Source organism: Stenotrophomonas sp. LM091 (assembly GCF_001806305.1).
Classification (GTDB): domain Bacteria; phylum Pseudomonadota; class Gammaproteobacteria; order Xanthomonadales; family Xanthomonadaceae; genus Stenotrophomonas; species Stenotrophomonas bentonitica_A.
Genome location: NZ_CP017483.1, coordinates 961,574 through 983,517, shown reverse-complemented (window position 1 = coordinate 983,517; position 21,944 = coordinate 961,574). Strand labels below are relative to the sequence as shown.

At 68.2% G+C, this 21,944-nt stretch carries 23 protein-coding genes; 9 read left to right on the top strand and 14 right to left on the bottom strand.

Features of this window, described 5'->3' with window-relative positions; genetic code table 11:
- Window positions 1–13: 13 nt before the first annotated feature.
- Together BIZ42_RS04400 and BIZ42_RS04395 are read right to left on the bottom strand one after the other, a co-directional pair.
- Window positions 14–1,618, bottom strand: a complete 1,605-nt coding sequence (locus BIZ42_RS04400; protein ID WP_070425656.1) for an ATP-dependent DNA ligase — start codon at window positions 1,616–1,618, stop codon at window positions 14–16.
- A complete protein-coding gene (locus tag BIZ42_RS04395) occupies window positions 1,615–2,622 on the bottom strand; it encodes a ligase-associated DNA damage response exonuclease (protein WP_046273294.1) in 1,008 nt (335 codons plus the stop codon). The genes BIZ42_RS04400 and BIZ42_RS04395 overlap by 4 nt, the downstream gene beginning before the upstream one ends.
- A 109-nt stretch (window positions 2,623–2,731) precedes the next feature.
- On the opposite strand from BIZ42_RS04395, the gene BIZ42_RS04390 reads away from it, so the two are divergent.
- On the top strand, window positions 2,732–4,363 hold the full coding sequence (locus BIZ42_RS04390) for an isovaleryl-CoA dehydrogenase (protein WP_070425655.1): 1,632 nt from the start codon (window positions 2,732–2,734) through the stop codon (window positions 4,361–4,363).
- A 74-nt stretch (window positions 4,364–4,437) separates the two neighbouring features.
- Here BIZ42_RS04390 and BIZ42_RS04385 read toward each other — a convergent pair whose 3' ends face one another.
- The 3 genes from BIZ42_RS04385 to BIZ42_RS04375 all read right to left on the bottom strand — a co-directional run bounded on the left by BIZ42_RS04385 (window position 4,438) and on the right by BIZ42_RS04375 (window position 6,636).
- Window positions 4,438–4,842 (bottom strand): hypothetical protein, encoded by a 405-nt coding sequence (locus tag BIZ42_RS04385; protein WP_070425654.1) that lies wholly within the window; start codon window positions 4,840–4,842, stop codon window positions 4,438–4,440.
- A 152-nt stretch (window positions 4,843–4,994) separates the two neighbouring features.
- Window positions 4,995–5,336, bottom strand: a complete 342-nt coding sequence (locus tag BIZ42_RS04380; protein WP_019183430.1) for a hypothetical protein — start codon at window positions 5,334–5,336, stop codon at window positions 4,995–4,997.
- A gap of 124 nt (window positions 5,337–5,460) precedes the next feature.
- A complete protein-coding gene (locus BIZ42_RS04375; protein WP_019183429.1) occupies window positions 5,461–6,636 on the bottom strand; it encodes a thiolase family protein in 1,176 nt (391 codons plus the stop codon).
- A gap of 175 nt (window positions 6,637–6,811) precedes the next feature.
- Between BIZ42_RS04375 and BIZ42_RS04370 the strand changes: the two genes are divergently transcribed.
- A complete protein-coding gene (locus BIZ42_RS04370; protein ID WP_070425653.1) occupies window positions 6,812–9,754 on the top strand; it encodes an autotransporter serine protease in 2,943 nt (980 codons plus the stop codon).
- Between the two features lie 77 nt (window positions 9,755–9,831).
- On the opposite strand, the gene BIZ42_RS04365 is transcribed toward BIZ42_RS04370, so the two are convergent.
- Entirely contained in the window at window positions 9,832–10,929 is a 1,098-nt protein-coding gene (locus BIZ42_RS04365) for a Glu/Leu/Phe/Val dehydrogenase dimerization domain-containing protein (protein ID WP_026069816.1), read from the bottom strand.
- A gap of 288 nt (window positions 10,930–11,217) precedes the next feature.
- Here BIZ42_RS04365 and BIZ42_RS04360 point away from each other — a divergent pair, with 288 nt between their 5' ends.
- On the top strand, window positions 11,218–12,330 hold the full coding sequence (locus BIZ42_RS04360; RefSeq protein WP_156785688.1) for an HDOD domain-containing protein: 1,113 nt from the start codon (window positions 11,218–11,220) through the stop codon (window positions 12,328–12,330).
- A 1-nt stretch (window position 12,331) separates the two neighbouring features.
- On the opposite strand, the gene BIZ42_RS04355 is transcribed toward BIZ42_RS04360, so the two are convergent.
- The 3 genes from BIZ42_RS04355 to BIZ42_RS04345 form a co-directional block, all read right to left on the bottom strand.
- Window positions 12,332–13,909, bottom strand: a complete 1,578-nt coding sequence (locus tag BIZ42_RS04355; protein WP_070425652.1) for a phospholipase D family protein — start codon at window positions 13,907–13,909, stop codon at window positions 12,332–12,334.
- A gap of 48 nt (window positions 13,910–13,957) precedes the next feature.
- Window positions 13,958–14,668, bottom strand: a complete 711-nt coding sequence (locus BIZ42_RS04350) for an rRNA pseudouridine synthase (protein ID WP_019183424.1) — start codon at window positions 14,666–14,668, stop codon at window positions 13,958–13,960.
- Window positions 14,669–14,749: 81 nt separating this feature from the next.
- On the bottom strand, window positions 14,750–15,247 hold the full coding sequence (locus tag BIZ42_RS04345) for a M48 family metallopeptidase (protein ID WP_070425651.1): 498 nt from the start codon (window positions 15,245–15,247) through the stop codon (window positions 14,750–14,752).
- 73 nt (window positions 15,248–15,320) lie between these two features.
- Here BIZ42_RS04345 and BIZ42_RS04340 point away from each other — a divergent pair, with 73 nt between their 5' ends.
- Together BIZ42_RS04340 and BIZ42_RS04335 are read left to right on the top strand one after the other, a co-directional pair.
- The gene (locus tag BIZ42_RS04340) at window positions 15,321–15,875 is read left to right on the top strand and encodes a DUF2058 domain-containing protein (RefSeq protein ID WP_070425650.1); all 555 of its coding nucleotides are present in this window, start codon (window positions 15,321–15,323) and stop codon (window positions 15,873–15,875) included.
- A gap of 109 nt (window positions 15,876–15,984) precedes the next feature.
- A complete protein-coding gene (locus BIZ42_RS04335) occupies window positions 15,985–16,251 on the top strand; it encodes a DksA/TraR family C4-type zinc finger protein (RefSeq protein WP_070425649.1) in 267 nt (88 codons plus the stop codon).
- Between the two features lie 45 nt (window positions 16,252–16,296).
- Here BIZ42_RS04335 and BIZ42_RS04330 read toward each other — a convergent pair whose 3' ends face one another.
- Both BIZ42_RS04330 and BIZ42_RS04325 read right to left on the bottom strand, forming a co-directional pair.
- Complete coding sequence (locus BIZ42_RS04330; protein WP_019183420.1) at window positions 16,297–16,878, bottom strand: mechanosensitive ion channel family protein; 582 nt, start codon at window positions 16,876–16,878, stop codon at window positions 16,297–16,299.
- A gap of 59 nt (window positions 16,879–16,937) precedes the next feature.
- Complete coding sequence (locus tag BIZ42_RS04325; protein WP_070425648.1) at window positions 16,938–17,150, bottom strand: hypothetical protein; 213 nt, start codon at window positions 17,148–17,150, stop codon at window positions 16,938–16,940.
- 135 nt (window positions 17,151–17,285) lie between these two features.
- On the opposite strand from BIZ42_RS04325, the gene BIZ42_RS04320 reads away from it, so the two are divergent.
- Genes BIZ42_RS04320 through BIZ42_RS04310 form a run of 3 tightly spaced genes read left to right on the top strand, consistent with a single transcriptional unit; the run spans window position 17,286 to window position 19,278 of the window.
- Window positions 17,286–17,870 carry a sigma-70 family RNA polymerase sigma factor gene (locus tag BIZ42_RS04320; RefSeq protein ID WP_019183418.1) on the top strand — a complete coding sequence of 195 codons (585 nt, stop codon included), beginning with the start codon at window positions 17,286–17,288 and terminating at the stop codon, window positions 17,868–17,870.
- The gene (locus BIZ42_RS04315; RefSeq protein ID WP_070425647.1) at window positions 17,867–18,385 is read left to right on the top strand and encodes a hypothetical protein; all 519 of its coding nucleotides are present in this window, start codon (window positions 17,867–17,869) and stop codon (window positions 18,383–18,385) included. The genes BIZ42_RS04320 and BIZ42_RS04315 overlap by 4 nt, the downstream gene beginning before the upstream one ends.
- Before the next feature lie 11 nt (window positions 18,386–18,396).
- Entirely contained in the window at window positions 18,397–19,278 is an 882-nt protein-coding gene (locus BIZ42_RS04310) for a DUF4097 family beta strand repeat-containing protein (protein WP_070425646.1), read from the top strand.
- A 45-nt stretch (window positions 19,279–19,323) separates the two neighbouring features.
- Here BIZ42_RS04310 and BIZ42_RS04305 read toward each other — a convergent pair whose 3' ends face one another.
- The 3 genes from BIZ42_RS04305 to BIZ42_RS04295 form a co-directional block, all read right to left on the bottom strand.
- Complete coding sequence (locus BIZ42_RS04305) at window positions 19,324–19,503, bottom strand: hypothetical protein (RefSeq protein ID WP_019183415.1); 180 nt, start codon at window positions 19,501–19,503, stop codon at window positions 19,324–19,326.
- 11 nt (window positions 19,504–19,514) lie between these two features.
- On the bottom strand, window positions 19,515–19,814 hold the full coding sequence (locus tag BIZ42_RS04300; RefSeq protein WP_080114834.1) for a YkgJ family cysteine cluster protein: 300 nt from the start codon (window positions 19,812–19,814) through the stop codon (window positions 19,515–19,517).
- 317 nt (window positions 19,815–20,131) lie between these two features.
- Entirely contained in the window at window positions 20,132–21,487 is a 1,356-nt protein-coding gene (locus BIZ42_RS04295) for an Hsp70 family protein (RefSeq protein WP_070425645.1), read from the bottom strand.
- 119 nt (window positions 21,488–21,606) lie between these two features.
- Between BIZ42_RS04295 and BIZ42_RS04290 the strand changes: the two genes are divergently transcribed.
- A complete protein-coding gene (locus tag BIZ42_RS04290; protein ID WP_019183411.1) occupies window positions 21,607–21,942 on the top strand; it encodes a zinc ribbon domain-containing protein YjdM in 336 nt (111 codons plus the stop codon).
- Window positions 21,943–21,944: the final 2 nt, after the last annotated feature.

Here is a 21,944-nt window from a genome sequence, read left to right as displayed (position 1 = left end):
GCCTCCCGTCGCGTCACCGCGCCAGTGCCTGCAGCTGGGCCAGCGTGTCTGCTTCGCTGGCGGGTTTGTCATGCCGCCAGCGCAGGATCCGCGGAAAGCGCACCGCGATGCCGGACTTGTGGCGCTTGCTGCGGTTCACCGCCTCGAAGCCGAGCTCGAACACCTGCTCGCCACGGACGCTGCGGACCGGCCCGAAGCGCTCGATCGTGTTCGCGCGGATCCAGCGGTCCAGCGCGAGGATTTCCTTGTCATCCAGGCCCGAGTACGCCTTGGCCACCGGCACCAGCGTCTGGCCATCCCACACGCCGAAGGTGTAATCGGTGTACAGCGTGCTGCGCCGGCCATGGCCGGACTGGGCGTAGATCATCACCGCATCGATGGTCAGCGGCGCGATCTTCCACTTCCACCAGTCGCCGCGCCGGCGCCCGGCCTGGTAAACCGACTCGGCGCGCTTGAGCATCAGCCCTTCCACGCCACGCTCGCGGGCCAGGTCACGCTGCAGTGCCGCCGCGTGCCAGTCCGCCACGCTGAGCGCCGGTGACAGCCGCAGGCGCGGGTCGTCCAGCGTGGCCAGTACCTCGGCCAGGCGCGCGCGCCGTTGCGAGAGGGGCAGGGCGCGCAGGTCTTCACCGCCCAGCTCGAGCAGATCGTAGGCAAGCACGCGCACCGGCGTATCGCGCAGTGTCTTCGGGCCGGGCTTGAGTCGCTGGATGCGGGTCTGCAGGGCGGTGAAGGGCAGCGGCAGATCGTCGCCGTCCGCCCAGGCCAGCAGCTCGCCATCGATCACGCAGCCATCGGGCAACGCCATCGCGGCCGCCTCGATCTCGGGGAAGCGACCGTCCAGCCGCTCCTCGCCACGCGACCATAGCGCGACCTCACCCTGGCGGCGCAGCACCTGCAGGCGGATGCCATCCCACTTCCATTCCAGCAGCCAGTCGTCGATCGGGCCCAGCGTGTCGACCTCCGCCTCCAACGGCGAGGCCAGGAAGAACGGGTAGGGCTGCTGGCGATCCTCGGGGCGCTCTTCGGGGGACAACAAGGCGGCCAGCAGGCCCGGCGCGGGCACCCAGCTGCCGAGCATGCGCTGGGCAATGCGCGCGATGTCGATGCCCGACCATTCGGCCAGCGCCTGCTGCACCAGCCGCTGTGACACGCCCACCCGCAGCGCGCCGGTCAGCAGCTTGTTGAACACCAGCCGCTCATCGAAGGCGAGCTGTTGCCACGCCCCGGTGACGGCGGCATGACGCACCGGCTCGGGCTGATTGGCCACCGGCAGCAGCTTCTGCTCGATCCAGTCGGCCAGCCCGATATCCGCGCCGGCCTGCGCCGGATCATTCATGAGCAGGGTCAGCGTCTCGGCCAGATCGCCAACCTGGTCATAGCTGTCGTCGACCAGCCAGGCGGGCGCATCGGACAACTCGGCCACCCACGCGCGCAGCTCGGCGTTGCCGGCGATCTTCTGTCGCGCGCTGGTGACCTTGCCGCCGGCCAGCAGGAACAGGGCCCATGCGGCGTCGTGCGCGGGGGCCTGCTGGAAGTAGCGCACCAGCGCGGCGCGTTTGTCGCCGGTCGCGGTGCTGCGGTCCAGCTCGCTGTAGAGCGCGGCAAAGCGTTTCATTCTTCGTCCCCGTAGCCGGTGGCGAAGGCCTCGGCGGCGACGCCACGCTCGCGCAGGAAGCGGATCAGCGCGTCGGTGTTGCCGTGGGTGGCGATGACGCGGCGCGCACCGGTCTCGGCGATGGTGCGCAGCAGGTCAGGCCAGTCGGCGTGATCGGAGACGACGAAACCGCGATCGTAGTTTCGCCGGCGGCGGTTGCCGCGCACGCGCATCCATCCGGAGGCAAAGCCCAGCTGCGCGCGCTTGAAACGGCGCATCCACGCGCTGCCCGCCGCCGAGGGCGGCGCCAGGATCAGCTTGCCGGCGAACGCCGCCCCGCGTTCCTGCTCGCTGACCGGTTCGGTGGCCAGCATCGGGATTCCCGCCTCGCGATAGACCGCCACGCCCGTGGCGATCGCCCCATGCAGCAACGCCGGTTGCGTTTCCAGCGGCAGCAGTTCGGCGAGGATCCGCTGCGCCTTGCCGAGTGCGTAGCACAGCAGCACGGCTGCCTCGCCACGCGCTTCGCACTCCCGCCGCCAGGCCACGATGTCCGCGGCGACCTGTGCGGTGTCCGGCCAGCGATACACCGGCAGGCCGAAGGTTGCTTCGGTGATGAAGGTATCGCACGGCACCACCTCGAACGGCGCGCAGCTCGGATCGTGCTGGCGCTTGTAGTCGCCCGAGGCCACCCACACCCGGCCCGCATGCGCGATCCGCACCTGCGCCGAGCCGAGCACATGCCCGGCCGAGTGCAGGGAGACCTCGGTGTCGCCAAGGGTGAAGCGTTCACCATAGGCGTGCGCGGTGCAGTCCACATCGCCCAGCCGCCAACGCAGGATCGGCAGGGTCTGCGTGGTGCAGTGGTAGTGACCCATGCCGTTGCGCGCATGGTCGCCGTGGCCATGCGTGATCACCGCGCGCGGCACCGGCCGCCACGGGTCGATATGGAAATCACCGGCCGGGCAGTACAGCCCCTCCGGGCGCAGCACCACCAGGTCGTCGTTGTCGGCATCGGCGTTCATGCCTGCACTGTGCCGCCGCGCTCGTGCAGGAGGTGAGAATCCGCATGAACGGCGGCCTGCACGGGGATGCGGCAGAATCGGTGCATCTGTCTGCAAGGAGGTCGCCGAGATGACGTCTGCCTGGCCCGCGTTCGAGACGCACGAGGTGAGCAACCAGCCGCCGCCCTTCGGAGGCCGGAATCTCTGGGCCGACGACAATGCACTGGCCGATGCCGTCCAGCGCGAGGGAGGTGGCGTTTTCGTGAGCCCGCTGGCGCGCTACGGCGGCCTCGCCGGCGATGCGCTGTACCGGCTCGGCTTCGATGCCAACCGCGACCGCCCGCGTCTGCGCACGCACGACGCGCAGGGCCACCGCATCGATACCGTCGAGTTCCATCCGGCGTACCACGAGTTGATGAGCACGGCCAAGACGCATGGCGTGGCGGGGCTGTCCTGGCACGACGGCCGCCCCGGCGCGCATGTCGCGCGCGCTGCCTTGAGCTACCTGCATCACCAGGCCGAGGCGGGCACCAGCTGTCCGTTGACGATGACCCATGCGGCGGTCGCGGTGCTGCGCCAGGCGCCGGCGCTCGCCGAATGGGCGGACAAGGCGGCGGCCCCGCACTACGACCCGCGTGACGTCCCGATTGCCGACAAGGCCGGGATCACCCTGGGCATGGGCATGACCGAGAAGCAGGGCGGTTCTGATGTGCGCAGCAACACCACCCGCGCCGAGCCGCAGGCCGATGGCAGCCATGCGCTGATCGGGCACAAGTGGTTCTTCTCCGCGCCGATGTCCGATGGCTTCCTGGTGCTCGCGCAGGCGCCGGGTGGGCTGAGCTGTTTCCTCATGCCGCGGCGCCTGGCCGACGGCAACCGCAACGCGTTCCGTCTGATGCGCCTGAAGGACAAGCTTGGCGACTGGTCCAACGCCTCCAGCGAGGTGGAACTGTGTGGGGCCTGGGCGCAGCGCGTGGGCGAGGAAGGGCGTGGAGTGGCCACCATCATCGGCATGGTGATGATGACGCGGTTGGACTGCATGCTTGGTGCCGCGGCGGAGATGCGCATGGCACTGGCGCAGGCACTGCACCACACCCGGCACCGCAGCAGTTTCGGCACGCGGTTGAGCGAGCATCCGCTGATGGCCAATGTGCTGGCCGACCTGGCGATCGAATCCGAAGCGGCCACCGTGTTCGCCATGCGCGTGGCGCGTGCGGTCGACCAGGCCGAACGCGATCCGCAGCAGGCGGCATTCGCTCGCATCGCCACGGCGGTGGGCAAGTACTGGGTGTGCAAGCGGGCTGCCGTGTTCGTCAACGAAGCGCAGGAATGCCTGGGCGGCGCGGGCTATGTGGAGGAGTCGATGCTGCCGCGGCTGTACCGGCAGGCGCCGTTGAATTCGATCTGGGAAGGCAGCGGCAACATCCAGTGCCTGGACGTGCTGCGTGCGCTGTCGCGCGAGCCGCAGGTACTGCAGGCGCTGCAGGCTGAGCTGGACGCGGTGGCCGGGACCGATGCCCTCTATGACGCCGCGTTGCGGGCACTGCGGGCGCAGTTGGCGGTGCCACCAGAGCAGGCGCAGGCACGCCGGGTCACCGAGCGCCTGGCGCTGTTGTTGCAGGCCGCGGTGCTGCTGCGCGCGCAGAGCCCGAACGCGTCCGCCTTCATCCGCTCACGGCTGGGGGCCGAGCATGGGATGGCCTTCGGCACGCTGCCGGCCGACGGGGACTTCGCGGCCGTGCTGGGCCGCGCTCTGCCGTAAGCGGCCGCCAATGAAAACGCCCCCTCCGGAGAGGGGGCGTTGGTCACCACGCTGTGGCGGTGCGTAACGCCGATTCAGCGCTTGGCTTCGTTGGCGTTCTTCTTGGCATCATCGGCCACGTCGCGCGCCTTGTCGGCGACCTTCTGCGCGGCATCGGCGGTGGAATCGCTTGCGTGGGCCGCGGCATCCTTGGCCGCGACCTTGGCTTCGCCGGCGGCTTCGGAGGTGGCGGCGGCAGCACGGTCGAGTGCCTGCTGGGTATCGGCGGCAGCGCGCTCGGAGGCGGCGGCGGCATCGTCGGCGGCACTGCGGGTCGCCGCAGCGGCCTTGTCGACGGCTTCGCGGGCGGCAGCGTTGGTGCTGTCGGCGGCCTGGGCGGCATCACGGCGCGCCTGTTCGGCTTCCGGGCCCTTGCAGGCGGCCAGGCCGAGCAGCAGGGAAGCGGCCAGCAGGGAGGTGGTCAGCGGACGGATCTTCATGTGGCGCTCCAGAACGGCGATGGATGGGAGGCCAGCCTATTCATGCGCCTGTGAAGAACCGGTGGGTGGCGGCACGGCCACCAAAACGCGCCCAAAGAAAAAGCCGCTGGCGAACCAGCGGCTTCTTCAGACTTGCTTGAAGAAAGAAGTGATTACTTCTTGGCTTCTTCAGCAGCGTCCTTGGCCTGCTCAGCGGTGTTTTCCGCAGTCTTGGCAGCGTCCTTGGCCTGCTCAGCAGCAGCGTCGGTGGCAGCGCCAGCAGCCTGGGCAGCGGCATCAGCCGAAGCGTCAGCAGCGGTGGTGGCGGTGTCAGCAGCAGCCTGGGCAGCGTCAGCAGCCGGGGCGCCAGCAGCAGCGGCCTGGTCAGCAGCGGCCTGGGCGTCAGCGGCGGCTTCGTTGGCCGAAGCGGCGGCGTCAGCAGCCTGCTCCTGCTTCGAGCAGGCGGTCAGAGCCAGGCCCAGGGCCATTGCGATCAGCAGCTTGTTGATGCTCATTGTTGTGAATCCTCGTCGTTAGATTAGGCAACGCGCTATTGCGCGCCCGGCAACATGATGACAAGCCACGATTGGCTGTCAAGCGATCGCGCATTCAGTTTTGAGAAATGCGCGTTAAACCAAATCAAATCAATTCGATAGCGATGGCGGTCGCTTCGCCGCCGCCGATGCACAGGGTAGCAATTCCGCGCTTGGCCCCACGCGTGCGCAACGCGTTCACCAGCGTGACCACCAAGCGTGCGCCCGAGGCACCGATGGGATGGCCCAATGCGCAGGCCCCGCCATTGACATTGACCTTGTCGTGCGGGATGCCCAGCTCGCGGATCGGCGCCATCGCAACCACGGCGAAGGCTTCGTTGATCTCGAACAGGTCCACCTGGTCCAGCGTCCAGCCGGTCTTGTCCATCAGCTTCTGGATCGCACCGATCGGCGCGGTGGTGAACCACTCCGGCGCCTGCGAGTGGGTGGCGTGGCCGACGATGCGCGCCAGCGGCTGCAGGCCGCGGGCGGCGGCATCGTCCTCGGAGAGCAGCACCACGGCAGCGGCGCCGTCGGAGATGCTCGAGGAGCTGGCGGCGGTCACCGTGCCGTCTTTCTTGAAGGCCGGGCGCAGGGTCGGAATCTTGGCGATGTCCGAGCGGCCGGGCTGTTCGTCCTGCGCGTACTCGACCTCGCCCTTGCGGGTGCTGACCTTGACCGCGACGATTTCGCCATCGAAGGCACCATTGGCCTGCGCGGCCTGCGCGCGGCGGACCGACTCGATCGCGAAGGCATCCTGGTCCTCGCGGCTGACCTGGTACTTCTCCACGGTGCATTCGGCGAACTCGCCCATGGCCTTGCCGTCGTACGCGTTGACCAGGCCGTCGTGGGCCATGTGATCCACGGCCTGGAAGTTGCCGAAGCGGTTGCCGGTGCGCGAGTTGGGGATCATGTGCGGGGCGTTGGACATCGATTCCATGCCGCCGGCGACCACGATGCTGGCCGAGCCGGCCTTGATCAGGTCATGCCCCAGCATGATGGCCTTCATGCCCGAACCGCACACCTTGTTCAGGGTGGTGGCGCCGGTGGACACCGGAATCCCGGCGGCGATCGCGGCCTGGCGGGCCGGCGCCTGGCCGAGGTTGGCCGGCAGCACGCAGCCCATGATCACTTCGGAAACATCCGCGGCCGGTACTCCGGACTGCTCCAGGGCCGCAGCGATCACGGTGGAGCCCAGGGTCGGGGAGGGCACGCCGTTGAACTGGCCCAGGAAGGAGCCGATGGCGGTGCGCTTGGCGGCGGCGATGACGATGTTGGACATGTGCAATCTCTTTGGTGCGTGAGCTAAGAGCGGAATGGGAACGCGGGCGTTGGAAGCCGACGCATTTCCCGGCAGACTGCGTGGGGGTCGGCCCAGTATAGAGGGTCGGCATTGACTGCCGGTGTCTGCCCGGGGGCAGGCAGGTGGGGAAGGTCCATTCACTAGGGGAACAGGGATGAAGCAGGTTGTGATCGGCAGGTCGGCCTTGGCCGCGGCATTGGCATTGGCACTGAGTGCCTGCGGAGGTGGTGGCAGCAATGTCCGGGGGGATCTGGAGCCGTCGCCGCCCCCGACCACGCCCCCGTCGCCGCCGCCAACGACGCCCCCCACAACGCCGCCCGTAACGCCACCGGTAACGCCTCCGCCTCCGGCCGTCGATGCACACCTGACGGTGATCAATGCGCGCGATGCGCAGTTCACCGGCAAGGGCATCCGCATCGGCGTTGTCGATTCCGGCGTAAGCCGCACCCATCCGGCGGTGTCCGGGCGGGTGGTGTCCAGCCGCGCCTACATCGATCCGCTGGTCAACAATCTCAACATCGATGACGTGGTCGGCCATGGCACGACGGTGGCCTCGCTGGCGGCGGGACGCGCGTTCGGCGCCTGGCCGGGCGGCGTCGCGCCGGAGGCGCTGATCGTCTCGGCACGGATCATCGCCGACAAGCGGCCTGCCGACGATGGCTCGGGCAATGGCAACGAAGTGACCGGCGCGCTCGGTCTGGCCGGCGTCCACCAGGATCTGATCACCGACGGTGTGCGGATCATGAACAATTCGTGGGGCGGGCTGTATTGGACCAACACGGCCGCCACCGCACCGATCGCCGCGGAGTATCGCCCGTTCATCGTTGGCCACAACGGCCTGGTGGTGTTCGCGACAGGCAACGAGAGCCGCGCCAATCCGTCCAGCATGGCCGCACTGCCCAGCCAGCCGGGCCCGGGCAATACCCGGCCGGCGGCGGATCTGGAGCGCGGGTGGCTTGCGGTGACCGCCGTGGACACCAACAAGCCCGATACCCTCGCGTCCTACGCCAATGCCTGTGGTGTGGCAGCCAATTACTGCCTGGCCGCGCCAGGCACGGCCGTCTTCCTCGATCCCAAGAACCCTGGCGGTCCGTTGCTGTACGGGTCTGGCACCTCTTACGCGGCGCCGCTGGTCTCCGGGGCCGCCGCGCTGGTCTGGGAAGCCTTCCCGACGTTGACCACGGACCAGGTCCGGCAGGTATTGCTGGGCACCGCGACCGACCTGGGCGCGGCCGGTACCGATGCGGTCTTCGGGCATGGCCTGCTCAACGTGGGTCGCGCCGTGCGCGGGCCGGGTCGGCTGGACTGGGGCGACTTCCATGCGGCGCTCGGCACCGCCTACACCGTCTGGTGGGGAGGCCTGTCGGGCGCGGGCGGGGTGGTCGTTGACGGCGGTGGCAACGTGGTCGACGGGATCGATGATCCGGGCATGACGCTCGGCGGGGAGAACCGCAATGCCGGGCAACTGCGCATCACCGGCGGGGCGACCGTAGCCATCAACGACCTGTATCAATCCGACATCGTGGTGGACGCCGACTCCTATCTTTACGCCTGGGATGTGATCACCAACGGGACGATCACCAACAACGGCGTCATGCAGATCAACTCCAACGCGAACCCGCGGATCGCCACGCAGTACAACGGCGATCTGTACAACAACGGCATCCTGTTCAACCGCGACCACGCCAACAGCACCCTCAACGGCAACTTCATCCAGAGCGCGACGGGTGAGTTCTGGATGTTGCTGGGCACCGATCCGCTCCACATCGGCGGCCGGGCGACGCTGGATGGCGGACTGTTCGTCTATGGGTTGGCGGAGGGCTACGTCGCACGGCGGGAGCATGAGGTGCTGGTGGCCGACGGGGGCGTCAACGGGCAGTTTTCCTCGCTGGGCTTCAATGCGGCCACGTTGCCACTGCTGCAGGCGACCGTGCACTACGACCCCAACCGCGTGTATCTGGACGTGGAGCCTACGTCGGTCACCACTGCTGCAGCGGCCCGCACGTCCGATGTCGGCACACTGGCCTCGGCCGCACGTGTGGAAGCGGCGTTCCAGGCGCTCGATGCGCGCCTGCAGCCGTCGGCACCCTCGACCGCGATCGTGCTGGATCCCGACCTGACCGCAGCGGCGGGGGCCATCCAACAAACGCCCACCGACCAGGCGTTGAGCCAGACGCTGGACAGCCTGTCCGGCAAGGCGCACGGGCTGGCCGCTGCGATGACGTTCGATGCGATCGACATGAACCGTCGCGGTCTGTCGGCGCGTCTGGATGCAGCGATGGCCACGCCCCGTCTGCGCGGCGCATGGCACAGCGCGCTGGGCGAGGCGGGGCAGGGCAGCTTCGCCGGCACGGGGGCGCAGACCCAAGGCTGGATGATGGGTCAGGATCTGGCCCTGGGCAGCAGCGGCATGATGGGCGTCGCCTTCGGCGAGACGCGCAGCAACAGCAGTCGTGACTGGGGCGGTGACCGTGGCCGCGATCGTCAGTCGCAGGCGCAGGTATATGCCGGCTGGAATGTCGGCAACGGCTATGCCATCGGCCAGGTCGGGGTCGGTCAGTTCACCCGCAACATCGACCGGCAACTGCTGCTGGGCGCTGGGCAGTACGGCGTCAACGCGCGTTACGGCGGCCACTTCAGCACCGCCAGCATGGAGTCCGGCTACCGCTTCGGCTCGGCGGGGGCGGGGCTGACGCCCTACCTGGGCGCGGAATATGCCCGCGTGGACAGCGACAGCTTCAGCGAGGACGGCGGCTTTGGCTTCGGCCTGCGCGCCGAAGGCAACGTTGCCAGCCGCAGCCAGGCGCTGGCCGGCCTGCGGGCGGAGACGCGCTGGGGCAGCTGGTCGCTGCGCGGTTACGCGGAGTGGCAGCAACTGCTGTCCAGCACCGGGCTGGATCCGCAGGCGAGCTTCGTCGGCGTGGAGGCCTGGGCACCGTTGGCAGGCCTGCAGCCGGCCCGCTCGGGCGGCTTGTTCGGGCTCTCGGTGGAGTCGTGGCTGAGCCGCAGCAGTCGCCTGGCGTTCGGCTATGACCAGCGCTTCGGCCCGCGCGGCGATCTGCGCCAGGTGCAGCTGCGCTACTCGGCCGGGTTCTGACGGCCGGTCTCACTGCGAGGTGTATGAAAAAAGAGGGCGCGATCGATGATCGCGCCCTCTTCGTTTGTCACGCCGGCTCAGTTGCCGCGCAGCGTGCCCCGCCGCGGCGTGCTGCGCCCCAGCGGCATTTTCAGCTTGCCGATGGAGAGGATGCGCGACTCGGCGATCTGGTCGGCGGCGCGTTGCGGGGCGATGCCCTCGCTCTGCGACAGCGCGAAGATGCGGCCGAGGTTGTGGTAGATGCTGCGGATCAGGCGCATCGCGCGCTCACGGTTGTAGCCGTCGATCTCCAGCGAAACGTTCATCACGCCACCGGCGTTGACCGCGTAATCCGGTGCATAGAGGATGCCGCGGGCATGCAGTTCGTCACCCACTTCCAGGCTGGAGAGCTGGTTGTTGGCCGTGCCGCAGACGATCCTGCACTTCAGGCGCGGCAACGTGTCCGGATTGATCGCGCCTTCCAGCGCGCACGGCGCGAAGATGTCGGCGTTGACGTCGTAGATGTCCTCCGGCTTGACCGCTTCGGCACCGTACTCGGTGACGGCGCGATCCACGCGCGCGCTGTCCAGGTCGCTGACGTACAACTTGGCACCACGGTCGCGCAGCAGCTTCACCAGTTCCATGCCGATGTGCCCCAGGCCCTGCACCGCGATGCTGGCCTTGCCCACTTCCTCATGGCCCAGCTTGTGCTGCATCGCCGCCATCAGCGCCTGCAGCGCGCCATAAGCGGTAAACGGGGCCGGGTCGCCGGAGCCGCCATGTACCTGGTGCACGCCGGTGACGTACTCGCTTTCCAGGTAGATGTTCTCCATGTCGTTGACATCGGTGCCCACGTCCTCGGCGGTGATGTAGCGGCCGCCCAGCGAATCGACATAGCGGCCGAACGCGCGGAACAGCACTTCGCTCTTGTCCCGCTTCGGATCGCCGATGATCACCGCCTTGCCGCCGCCCACGTTGAGCCCGGCCAGGGCGTTCTTGTAGGTCATGGTGCGGCTCAGGCGCAGCGCATCGGCCAGGGCCTCGTCGGTGCTGGCGTAGGGACGCATGCGCACACCGCCCAGGGCCGGGCCCAGGGTGGTGTTGTGGATGGCGATGATCGCCCTCAGACCGGCATCGCGGCTGTGGCAGAACACCACTTGTTCGTGACCGGTGGTTTCGAGGGTTTCAAATAACATGGTGGCTCCGATGGTGCGAACGGTGGCGAACAGCGGCGAACGCGCCAGCAAAAGGTGGGTTGTAAAACAAAAAAAGCGACGTCGTCGGGTCTCGGACGGGTCGCGCGGCGCCATTCTAGTCCATTCCGATGGAGGGTGCTGTCAGGGGATCTCCCGTCGTGCTGTCATTAAAGTTGCTGAAGCGCAGGCCGATGCCGTGGCAACGGTGTGGATGGCCGGTCATCGCAGGAAGGATCACGTGGGCGCAGTCGCAACAGGGCAGGTGCGGGACCCGGTGCATCCGGGGCGATGGGCATGAGCGTCGCGATCTGGGTGGGGGTTGCGGTGCTGGTGCTGCTGGGTGGGGTCGCGCTGCTCCGCCAGCGGCGTGTCGCGCCGGTACCCGCGACGGCGCGCGCAGCCGCCACGCAGGCATGCGGAGCGTTGCCCGCGGGCAGCGTTTCGCCAGGCACCGACCCCGTGGCGGTGCTGCAGGCCGGGCTGCACACGCTGGCGCTGGTGCCCCGCAGTGGCGATGCTGCCGATGCAGCGGCCCCGCACGCGCTTGAGCTGCGCGATGCAGTCACCGCCTCGCTGCTGGCGCGGGACTGGTCGGCCCGCCACCTGCCTCGCCGCCCACAACTGCTGCCGCAGCTGATCCAGACCGTCAACGACAGCGACGCCTCGGCGCGCGCGATGGCCGGGATCATCAGCCAGGACCCGGTGCTGACCGGCAACCTGCTGCGCATCGCCAACAGCCCGGTCTACCGGGTACAGACACGCCCGGTGGAAACGCTGCAGCGGGCCGTCACGCTGGTAGGGACCGATGGCATCCGCCAGATCATCAGCGCGGTGCTGGTGCAGCCGGTGATGCAGCTGCAGTGCGATGCCTTTCCGCAGTTCAGCGCGGTGATCTGGGAGCACGCGCTGCTGGCATCGCGCGCCGCCGCCGATCACGCGCGCACGGTGACCCATGAAGATGGCTTCGCCGCGCAGTGGCTTGGTCTGACCCAGGGCCTGGGGGCGGCGCTGGTGATGCGGCACCTGCTCGATGCCTGCGCCGAGCACGGCGTGGCGGTGCCGCCGCGCGCGCTGGCGGCCGAACTGCTGGACAGCTGGACCCTGCCGGTGGCCAGCCGGATCGCCGCCGCATGGGAGCTGCCCAAGGCCGTGCACGATGCCTTGATCCGCCAGAGCGGCAGTGGGCTGGCGGCCAGCCTGCGCCTGGCGCGCGCGGCGGCCGCGGCCAGCCTGCTGTGCCGCCACGGCCAGATCGGCCAGGCCCAGGCGCTGGCCCTGCTGGAACAGCTGGACGACACGCCGCCGCACGCGCTGCAGTGGATCTGGCGGCGGGTCCACGGCCGGGCGGTGGAGACCGTGGACTGTGACGAGGCCGAGTACGACGTGGCCCGGGCGGGCTGAGCTAGAGCTGCGATTCCAGGGGCAGCCAGCTGATCGCACGCGCGCTGGCACGCAGCCAGAAACCAGCGTCCGGTTCGCGGTACAGCCAGTGCGGCGGCTGTGCATCGCGTTCCAGCCAGCGCACGTCGCCCTCCGGGCCCAAGGCCACCCAGTAACTCTGGCTCGGGCTGGCCAGGCGCAGATACTCCTGGCGCAGTTGCGCGGCAAGCACCGGATCGTTGAACAACACGCCCATCTCGGTGTTGAGGTACGCCGAGCGCGGATCCAGGTTGAACGAGCCGACGAAGCCACGCTGGTCATCGATCATGAACGCCTTGGTGTGCAGGCTGGCCCCGCTGCTGCCGAACAGGCCACCGCCATCCACGTTGCCGCGTGATTTGAGCTCGTACAGCTGCACGCCACTGCGCAGCAGCGGCGCACGGTAGTGCATGTAGCCGCTGTGCACGGCGGCCACGTCGTTGGCCGCCAGTGAGTTGGTGATCACCCCGACCTGGGCACCGCGCGCGACCATTGCGCCCAGCCCTTCGGTTCCGTCCTCGCCCGGGACGAAGTAGGGCGAGATCAACAGCGCCTTGTGCCGCGTGCTTTCCAGTTCCTCCACCAGCCGCGTCACCAGCCAGCCGGCCTGGTCGTCGCGGCGGTGCTTCATCGGCGGGTCCGAGGCGATTTCCACCTCGCCGCTCCAGTGCAGGTCCAGTGCATCGCGGTAGTACGAGCGCTGCGCCTGCGAGCGCGCGACCCTCTCCAGGTAGGGCTTGGCACTGTCCAGCCGCGCTTCGTGCTCGCTTTCGCGGATCAGCAGGCGCAGCTGCGGCTCGGTGTAGAACGCCAGCGCGCGGATCGGCACGGCGGTATCACTGTTCCAGTAATCGTCGAAAATCGTGTTGGCCTGCTTCACCGCTTCGCCGGCCACCAGCAGGTCCAGGTCGCGGAAGTTCACGTCCTGCCGCGCGCTGAAGTATTCCTCGCCGATGTTGCGGCCACCGACGATCGCCACGCGCCCGTCGGCGATCCACGACTTGTTGTGCATGCGGTGGTTGACGCTGAAAACGCGCTGGACCATCTCGACCAGCCGCCACAGCCCGCTGCGGTTGCGGAACGGGTTGTACAGGCGGATCTCGATGTTGGGGTGCGCATCGAGCGCCATCATCAGCGCGTCCTTGTCCTGGGCATTCATGTCATCGAGCAGGATGCGCACCCGCACGCCGCGCTCGGCGGCGCGGTACAGCTCGTTGGCCATCAGGTGGCCGATCAGGTCGTCCTGCCAGATGTAGTACTGCAGGTCCAGGCTGCGCCCGGCGTGCTGGGTGATCACCGAGCGCGCGGCGTAGGCATCGAGCCCATCGGAGAGGAAGGCCACGCCGGTCTGGCCGGGATGCTCGGCCTGCAGGCGGACCAGCTCGCGATCGATCGCGGTCTGGTCGGCCTGCGTGGGCAGCACCGTGGAGCGCTCGCCGAGCGCCTGCGGGGTGAGGTGATCGGCCAGCAGCAGGCCACTGAGCACCAGCAGCACCAGCAAGGCCACGATGATCCCCAGCCAGCGCAGCAGCCGGCGCCAGAACGGTCGTTTCTCGGTCATGCCCCGATCGTAAGCGGCAGGGGCGTGCAGGGCGAGTGCCGGGACGGTCTAGAAACGCTCGTCCGGCGCCAGGTAACGCCACTGGCCCGGGACCAGCTTGCCCATCGCCACGCGGCCAATGCGCAGGCGGCGGATGCTGACGACCTCCAGCCCGACCTGGCGGCACATGTCGCGCAGCTGGCCCGGATGCACCGGCTTGATCGCAAAGCGCAGGCGCGTTTCGTTCTGCCAGCTCACCTTGCACGGCGGCAGCGGCCAGTTGCGGAAGCTCAGGCCATGCGCGAGCCGCTTCATGCCGTAAGGCGCCAGCTCGCCACTCACTTCCACCAGGTACTCCTGCTCCAGCGTCGCGCCGCGGTCCTTCAGGTGCGAGATCACGCGCCCGTCCTGGCTGACCACGACCAGGCCGCTTTCGTCATCGGACAGCGGCATCACCAGCTGCAAGGCGTGGAAATGCCGCTGCAGCAGGGTCACCCCGGTGGCGTCGAGCTCACTGCGGCTTTCCGGTGTCACCAGCGCACACAGTTCGTCCGAACGCATGCCGGCCGGCTTGTGCAGCAGCATGCTCACGGTCTCGGTGCGGGTTGCCTCGGCGTTCTCGCGCAGCACGATCACTTCGTCGGTGACCAGGGTCTGCGGCTGTTCCACCACCTGGCCGTTGACGGTCACCCAGCCGCCCTCGATATAGCGCTGGGCGTCGCCACGGGAGCAGCCGATCAGGCTGGTCAGGCGTTTGTCGAGTCGGATCGGGTCGGTCATCGGGCAGGCAACATAAAACGGGAAGCGGGCGGGGAGTGTACTGGCTGGGGCCCGGTGCTGCGCGATGATGGCCGCTGCGGCTCAGGCCGGCGTGCGTTCCAGGTGGGTCAGGTACAGGCGCAGATCGAACTCCAGCTGGTGGTAATCCGCTTCCATGTGGGTACACAGCTGGTAGAACGCCTTGTTGTGGTCCGATTCCTTCAGGTGGGCCAGTTCGTGCACGACGATCATCTTCAGGAACGGGGCCGGCGCCTCGCGGAACACCGTGGCGATGCGGATCTCCCGGCTGGCCTTGAGCTTGCTGCCCTGTACCCGTGAGACGGTAGTGTGGGTGCCCAGGGCATGCTTGAGCACCTGCAGCCTGCTGTCGTAGATCACCTTGGACAACGGCGCGGACTGGCGCAGATAGCGCTCTTTCAGGCCCTGGGTGTAGTCGTAGAGCTGGCGGTCGTTGCGCACGGTGTGCAGCTGCGCATAGCGGCGCTCCAGCCACGGCCCCAGCCGGTCGCCCGCGATCAGCTCGCGCACCTGCTGCTGCAGGGCGTCGGGATAGCCGGCAAGGTACTTCAGGGCGGTCATGCGGGCGGTTGGGGCGGGGCGGGCAGACCAGTATGATGGCCCCCGGAATCCCGCAACAACAGATGCTAGGTGTATGGCGAAGGCAAATCCCCTGCAGGAGCAGCTGCTCAAGGCTGGGCTGGTCAAGAAATCCCAGGTCTCCCAGGCCGCCCGTGAACAGGTGAAAGCCCGCCACGGCAAGGCCCCGGTCGCGCCCAGCGAAAGCCAGCGCGAGGCCGAGCGCCTGCGTGCGGAGAAAGCCGAGCGTGATCGCGCGCTGGAAGCCGAGCGCAAGGCCAGGGCGCACGCGCAGGAGCTGCAGGCCCAGGTCCGCCAGATCATCGAGGCGCACAAGGTCAAGCGCGAGGGCGAGAGTGAATACCGCTTCAACGACGGCACCGTGATCCGCACCCTGCTGGTCAACAACGTGCTGCGCCGGCAACTGGCCTCGGGCAGCCTGGTGATCGCCCGCCACGGCGAGGGCTTCGAGCTGCTGCCCCGCGCCGCGGCCGAGAAGGTCCGCGAGCGCGATGCGAGCGTGATCTTGCTCGACAACAGCCAGCCCGCCGGCAGCGAGCCGAGCACCGGCAACGCCGAGGATGATGCGTACTACGCCCAGTTCCAGGTGCCCGACGACCTGGTCTGGTAAGCGCTGCCTGAAGCGTTCACCCGGCGCCGTGCGCGTTCAGCCCCACGTCGGCTGGCCGCGTCGGGCCGGGTCTATGCTGGTGTCCTGACACCGGCATGGGAGATACATCATGGCGACAGGTTGGGCAGGCGACGGCGCCGTCCAGGATCAGATCGACGCCACTGTCGATGACGCCATCCAGCGGGCCCGCGCACAGCTGCGCGACGGCCCCGGGCTGACCCACTGCGAACACTGCGAGACGCCCATTCCCGAGGCGCGGCGCAAGGCCGTGCCCGGTGTGCGCCTGTGCGTGCGCTGCCAGGAAGAAGAAGACGCCGCCCAGCACGAAGGCACCGGCTACAACCGCCGCGGCAGCAAGGACAGCCAGCTTCGGTAGATACCGACCAACGGTCGGTATCTACAACCGGCGTGGCACGCGCCCTCAACCGTCCCCCTGGATCCCGCCCGGTGCCTGCGACGGATCCCGCCAGCGGCGCACGGTGCGCTGGAAGAACATGTTGTTGGGCATCTGCAGCACCGTCCCTTCGTGCCCGCTGCCGGTTTCCTGCAGCGTGGTGTAGATCAGGTTGATGTCGATCACCCGGCCCTTGAGCCCGGGCTTCTCACCGTTCTCCAGCAGCTCGATGTAATCGTGCAGGCGGAACGGGCGCGTGGTGAAGATCAGCAGCGTGCAGAAAATGTTGGACAACACGCTCCAGGCGGCGAAGAACGCCACCGCGCCCACCGCAGCGAAGCCGGTGAATGCCGTCCACAGTACCGTCGCCGAAACGCCCACGATGTTGAGCACGATCAGCAGTACGGTGAAATACACCACGAAGGTGAACACCCGGCGCGCGCCCATGATCATTTCCGGCGGCAGTGTGTAGTGGTCGCCGACCCGGCGGATCAGGCGCCGGGCGACCAGCCGCAGCAGCCAAGCCACCAGCAGCGTCACCAGGATCTGCAGGGCAGGGACCCCGTAGTGCAGCCATTCGTGGGTCCAGGCGGGCAGATGGTCTTTCATGGGGGCGGAATTCCTTTGCAGCGATAGTGCCGATCCCACCATGGTAATGCCGATGCGCGTCACCGCATCGTGGTATCGGCATACTGCAGCGGCCTGCCGTACACATCCAATGCAGCAATCATCGCCGAGGCGCACAGCGGCGCGTTCTGCGCGTATTGCACACACACATCGGGTGCTGCGGGCGCCAACGACAGCTGTATCTGCAGCGGGCTCCACGGCAGCGTGCAGCTGGTGGCCAGTGAGAGCAGCACGGCCAGGCAACTGGAAGACATGGGGATACTCCTTGGCGAGCGCCGGTAGTGACATCGGATTGGATGCCGCTGCCACCGGAAAGGTTTAAAGGCCGCGCAGAAAAAGAAATCCAGCGGCGGCTTAAACCTTTTCCGTGCGCCCCGCATCCAACGGATATGCTCGACACCACCATGTCCCCTTCCAGCGCCCCGACCGAGGCCGACGCCGCCGATGACCACGCCCTGGTGCGTGCCGCGGCGGCCGGTGACGTCACCGCGTACGAGCGCATCTACCGGCGGCATTCGCCGCGCGTGTACGCCGTACTGTGGCGGCTGTGCGGCGGCCACGCGGCCCGTGCCGAGGATGCGCTGCAGGAGGCCTTCCTGCAGGCATGGCGCGCCCTGCCGGGGTTCCGCTTCGAAAGCAGCCTGGGCACCTGGCTGCACCGCCTGGGCGTGAACGCGGCACTGATGGAACTGCGCGCCAACGCCACCGGCGATGCGCGCGATGCCGGCGAGGAGGGCTGGGAGTCGCTGGCGACGCTGCCGGCCCAGGACCGCTGCGCCGGTACCTCCATGGACCTGGAGCGCGCGCTGGAAACACTGCCGCCCCGTGCCCGGGCAGTGCTGGTCCTGCACGACATAGAAGGCTGGAAACACCAGGAAATCGCCGACCAGCTGCAGATGGCGGTCGGCAGTTCTAAAGCACAGTTGCACCGTGCGCGTGGCCTGCTGCGCGCGCGCCTAGGAGAAACCGCATGAGCCCCCATGATTCCGATGACAACGCACTGAGCGCACGGCTGCGCGCCCTGCCGGCCGAGCGTCTCCCGCCGGCACGGGTGTGGCAGGGCATTGCCGCACAGTTGCCGGCGCAGACCTTGGCCCCGACCCCGGCGGCTGCCGTGGCAACGCTGTCGACACGCCGCCGGCGGGAGCGCTGGCCGCTGCGCATCGGGCTCGGCCTGGCCGCCGCGCTGGCGCTGCTGATGGTGGTGCCGACGCCGGTCCCGCATACGCCGGCGCCCTCGTTGCTGCAGCGCCAGGCCGACGCCATGGCCGGTGAATACCAGCAGGCCATCGCCGCCTTGCCCAGCGACGGTGTCACCGAGGAGTGGCGCCCGGCCCTGCACGAACTCGATGCCAGTGCGGTCAACATCCGCGCCGCCATCGCTGAAAACCCCCGCTCGGGCTATCTGCTCGGGCAACTGCAGCGCACCTACGCGCTGCGCCTGCAACTCACCCAGCAGGCGGTGTTTTCCGCCGGCCTGCCCACCTGAAGGAGATCCCCATGCGTAGTCCTCTGTCCCTGATCGCGGCCCTGGCGCTGTGCCTGCCGCTGGTCGCCCAGGCCGCCACCAGCGTCAATGAGCGCCATCCACTGGGCGCCGGCGGGCGCGTGGAAATCAGCAACATCGCCGGCAAGGTCACCGTGCGTGGCTGGGATCGCAACGACGTGGCACTGACCGGTTCGATGGCCGACGGGCTCACCCTCAAGCAGGACAGGAGCAGCAACCGCGTGCGCTGGGAAGTGGAGTATCCGCGCGGCCGCAGCAACGGTGGGGCCACGCTGGAGCTGCGCGTTCCGCGCGCGGTGGAAGTGCAGCTGGGCACCGTCAGCGCCGACATCGACGTGGCCGACATCGACGTGCGTCGCCTGCAGGCCAACAGTGTCAGCGGCAGCATCATCGCGGCCGGGCGCAGCGGAGAAACCACCTTGAACACGGTCAGTGGCGGCATCCGCTCGCAGGTGCAGACCCCGCGGCTGGACGCGCGCACGGTCAGTGGCCAGTTGCTGGCGGGCGGCGGTGCCTCGGGCGAGGTGGCGGCCGAATCGGTCTCCGGCCGGGTCAACGTCACTGCCGGGCGGATCCAGCGGCTGGCGGTGGAAACCGTCTCGGGCAGCCTGGACGTGAGCGCGACCGGCATGGCGCCGGGCGGCAAGGTGACGATGCAGACGGTCAGCGGATCGGTCGCGCTGAAGCTGCCGGTCAATGTCTCGGCGCAGCTGAACGTCAAGACGTTCAGTGGGGGTATCCAGTCCGATGCCGGGCAGGTGGAGAAGCCGCGCTATGGCCCGGGCAGCAGCCTGGATGCACGTCTGGGCTCGGGCGATGGGGATATTTCGATCAACTCCCATTCCGGGAGCGTGCGGGTCAGCCTGGGCCGCTGAGTGCGGCCACCGCACCGGCCGATGCCGGTGCGGTCGGCAGCAACGTCAGCCGGCTTTTTTCAGCGCCAGGGTATTGCCCAGCACTTCGATCTTGCCGCCACCTTTACGGAAGGCAGCCAGATCCGCAGCGATGCTCTGGCTGCTGACGGCGGAGTTGGACCCTTGCTTGCGGTCGACGCGAACGGTGTTGCTTGCCTTGGGGGAGGTCTTTGGCGTACGAGCCATGGATGCTCCTGCTATGGATGAAGCGTGGAAGAAAACGTCGACAGATCCTGCTGTTGTCGACGGTAGTCCTGCCGCACGAGGCGGCAATCATCGCCGCCCATGTCGAACTGGCGGCAGATCGCGGGTCGCTGCGAGTAGATCGTGCAGCGCAGGTGATACGGGTCGATCGCGGCGCACCAGCCTTCTTCGTTGCGTGCCATCACCGTGCCGCCACGCGCATCGGTGTCCAGCAGGTAGCCGGGCACGTTGTCGTCAGGCATGACGGTGACGGTGAGCCGACAACACACCGCATCGCAACGACGGCAGTCGATGGGGTCGGGCTCGGACGATGTAAGGAGTGCAGCCAGGCGTTCGCCCAATCTGAAGATCTCTTGGCGGCTCGGGGTGCAGCAGGCTGTGAACGAGCCGGATCACAGCGATGAGCGATCCCGGCACCGCGGACGAATCCGGACGGTGGCAGCATCGAAGAGGACGGTGGCCTGGGAGGCCCGGAAGATGGTGCTTGTTGCGTCAAGCGCATTGCGCTTTGAAGCCGAAAGATGATAGCGCTTCCGGCGTAACGTTTTGTTAATAAGGCCGTTCACGCCTCTTCAGGCCTTGTGCGACAAGGCCTGGTGCAAAAACAGGGTCAGTTGGCGGCGGCCAGCGCCAGCCCGTGGACCACACCGAAGGACGGATTGCCGCGGACCAGGGTCGAGCCCGGGAAGGCATTGGCGACGGCCTGCTGCAGGTAGCCGGCACGCGACATGCCCCCGGTCAGGAACACCGCTGCCGGGTCGTGGCCGATATCGCTGCGGACCTGCTCGAGCAGGGCGGTCAGTTCGCCCAGATAGCCGCCGGCGGCGGTTTCCAGACGCGAGGCATCGATCTGCACCTGCAGGCCGCGTTCGATGAACCCAAGCGCGCTGTCGTGACTGGAAACACCGCTCAGGGCGATCTTGCAGCGTTCGACCTCGCGGTACAGGCGCGCGGTGTTGCCGGTGTCCTGCAGGGCAGTCAGGCGCGGGCCGAACGGCGCATCCACATCGCGGTAGGTGTGCTGGCGGAAATCGCGCTGGCGGGTCATGTCCTGCACCATCGCCGCTTCCACGTAGTGATGCGCGGGCACGCGGGTGATGCCGCGGCCGAACAGCGGCATGTAGCCGCCCAGGCTCAGCGCCAGGTCGATATCGGTACCGCCGCGGGCGATACCCCAGGCACGGTGGATGGTCGGGGCCTGGCCACCGCCCACCCGGGCATGGGCGATATCGGTGGTACCGCCGCCGATGTCCACCACCACCGCGTCGTGTTCCTGCGGGCTTTCGGCGTGGTAATGCATGGCCGCGGCCGCGGGCTCTTCGAGGAAATCGATGCTGTCAAAGCCGGCGGCGATCGCCGCGCCGTGCAGGATCTCCAGCGCCTGGGCGTTGCCGGCCTCGCCGATGGAACTGCGGAACTGGACCGGACGGCCCAGCGTGGCGGTGCGGATCGGCGTGTCCAGCTGGCGCGAGGCGGTCAGGCGGATGTGCTCGAGGATGTGCGTGGCGATGCCGGCGATGGTCTGGCGCGCGCGCGGGTGCAGGTTGTAGCCGAGCATCGATTTCGGGCTCTGCACCAGGTTGCCTTCGTTCTCTTCGAAGTAGGCCTCCAGCGCGTCATCGCCGTAGACGGCGTTCTGCAGCAGGGTGGTGGAGCTGAGCGGGGCCCGCATCTGCTCTTCCATCCACTGCCGGCGCACCACGCGCAGGGCCTCCCGGCGCAGTGCATCAGGCGCGCGTTCCTGGCCGGCGGCGCGGGCATCGCGCGCGGCGGCGTCGACCAGCCGGGCCAGATCGTGCTCCAGCGCCGGGGTCAGTTCGAAGTCGTTCGGGTCGCGCATCACCTCGGGGAAATACACCGTGGTGCGGAACTGTTCGGCCTGGCCGAACTGGATCGGCACCACCTTGCCGTCGATCACCACGGCGGCGGCGGAGTTGCTGGTGCCAAAGTCGATGCCGAGTTTCATGCGGTGGGCCGGGCCGGTGGTCAGGGGGCGCGCACTTTGCGGCAACGGGACCGCCGACGCAAGGGCAGGCGGTAACGGGCGGTTACACTAGTGGCCGTTTCGTTACCGAAGAGCTGTCGATGTCCGCCATTCCCGCCTGCCCGCAGTGCACCCTGGAAAACACCTATGCCGATGGCGCGCTGTTCATCTGCGCGGACTGCGGCCACGAGTGGGCGGCCGGTGACGGCGGCGGCGAGGCCCTGGTGGTACGCGACAGCAACGGCAACGTGCTGGCCGCCGGTGACACGGTCACCGTGATCAAGGATCTGAAGGTCAAGGGCTCCTCGATCCCGCTCAAGCAGGGCACGGTGATCCGCAACATCCGCCTGGTCGAGGACGACGCCGAGCACATCGAGGGCAACTCGGAAAAGATCAAGGGCCTGGTCCTGAAGACCTGCTTCCTCAAGAAGGCCTGAGC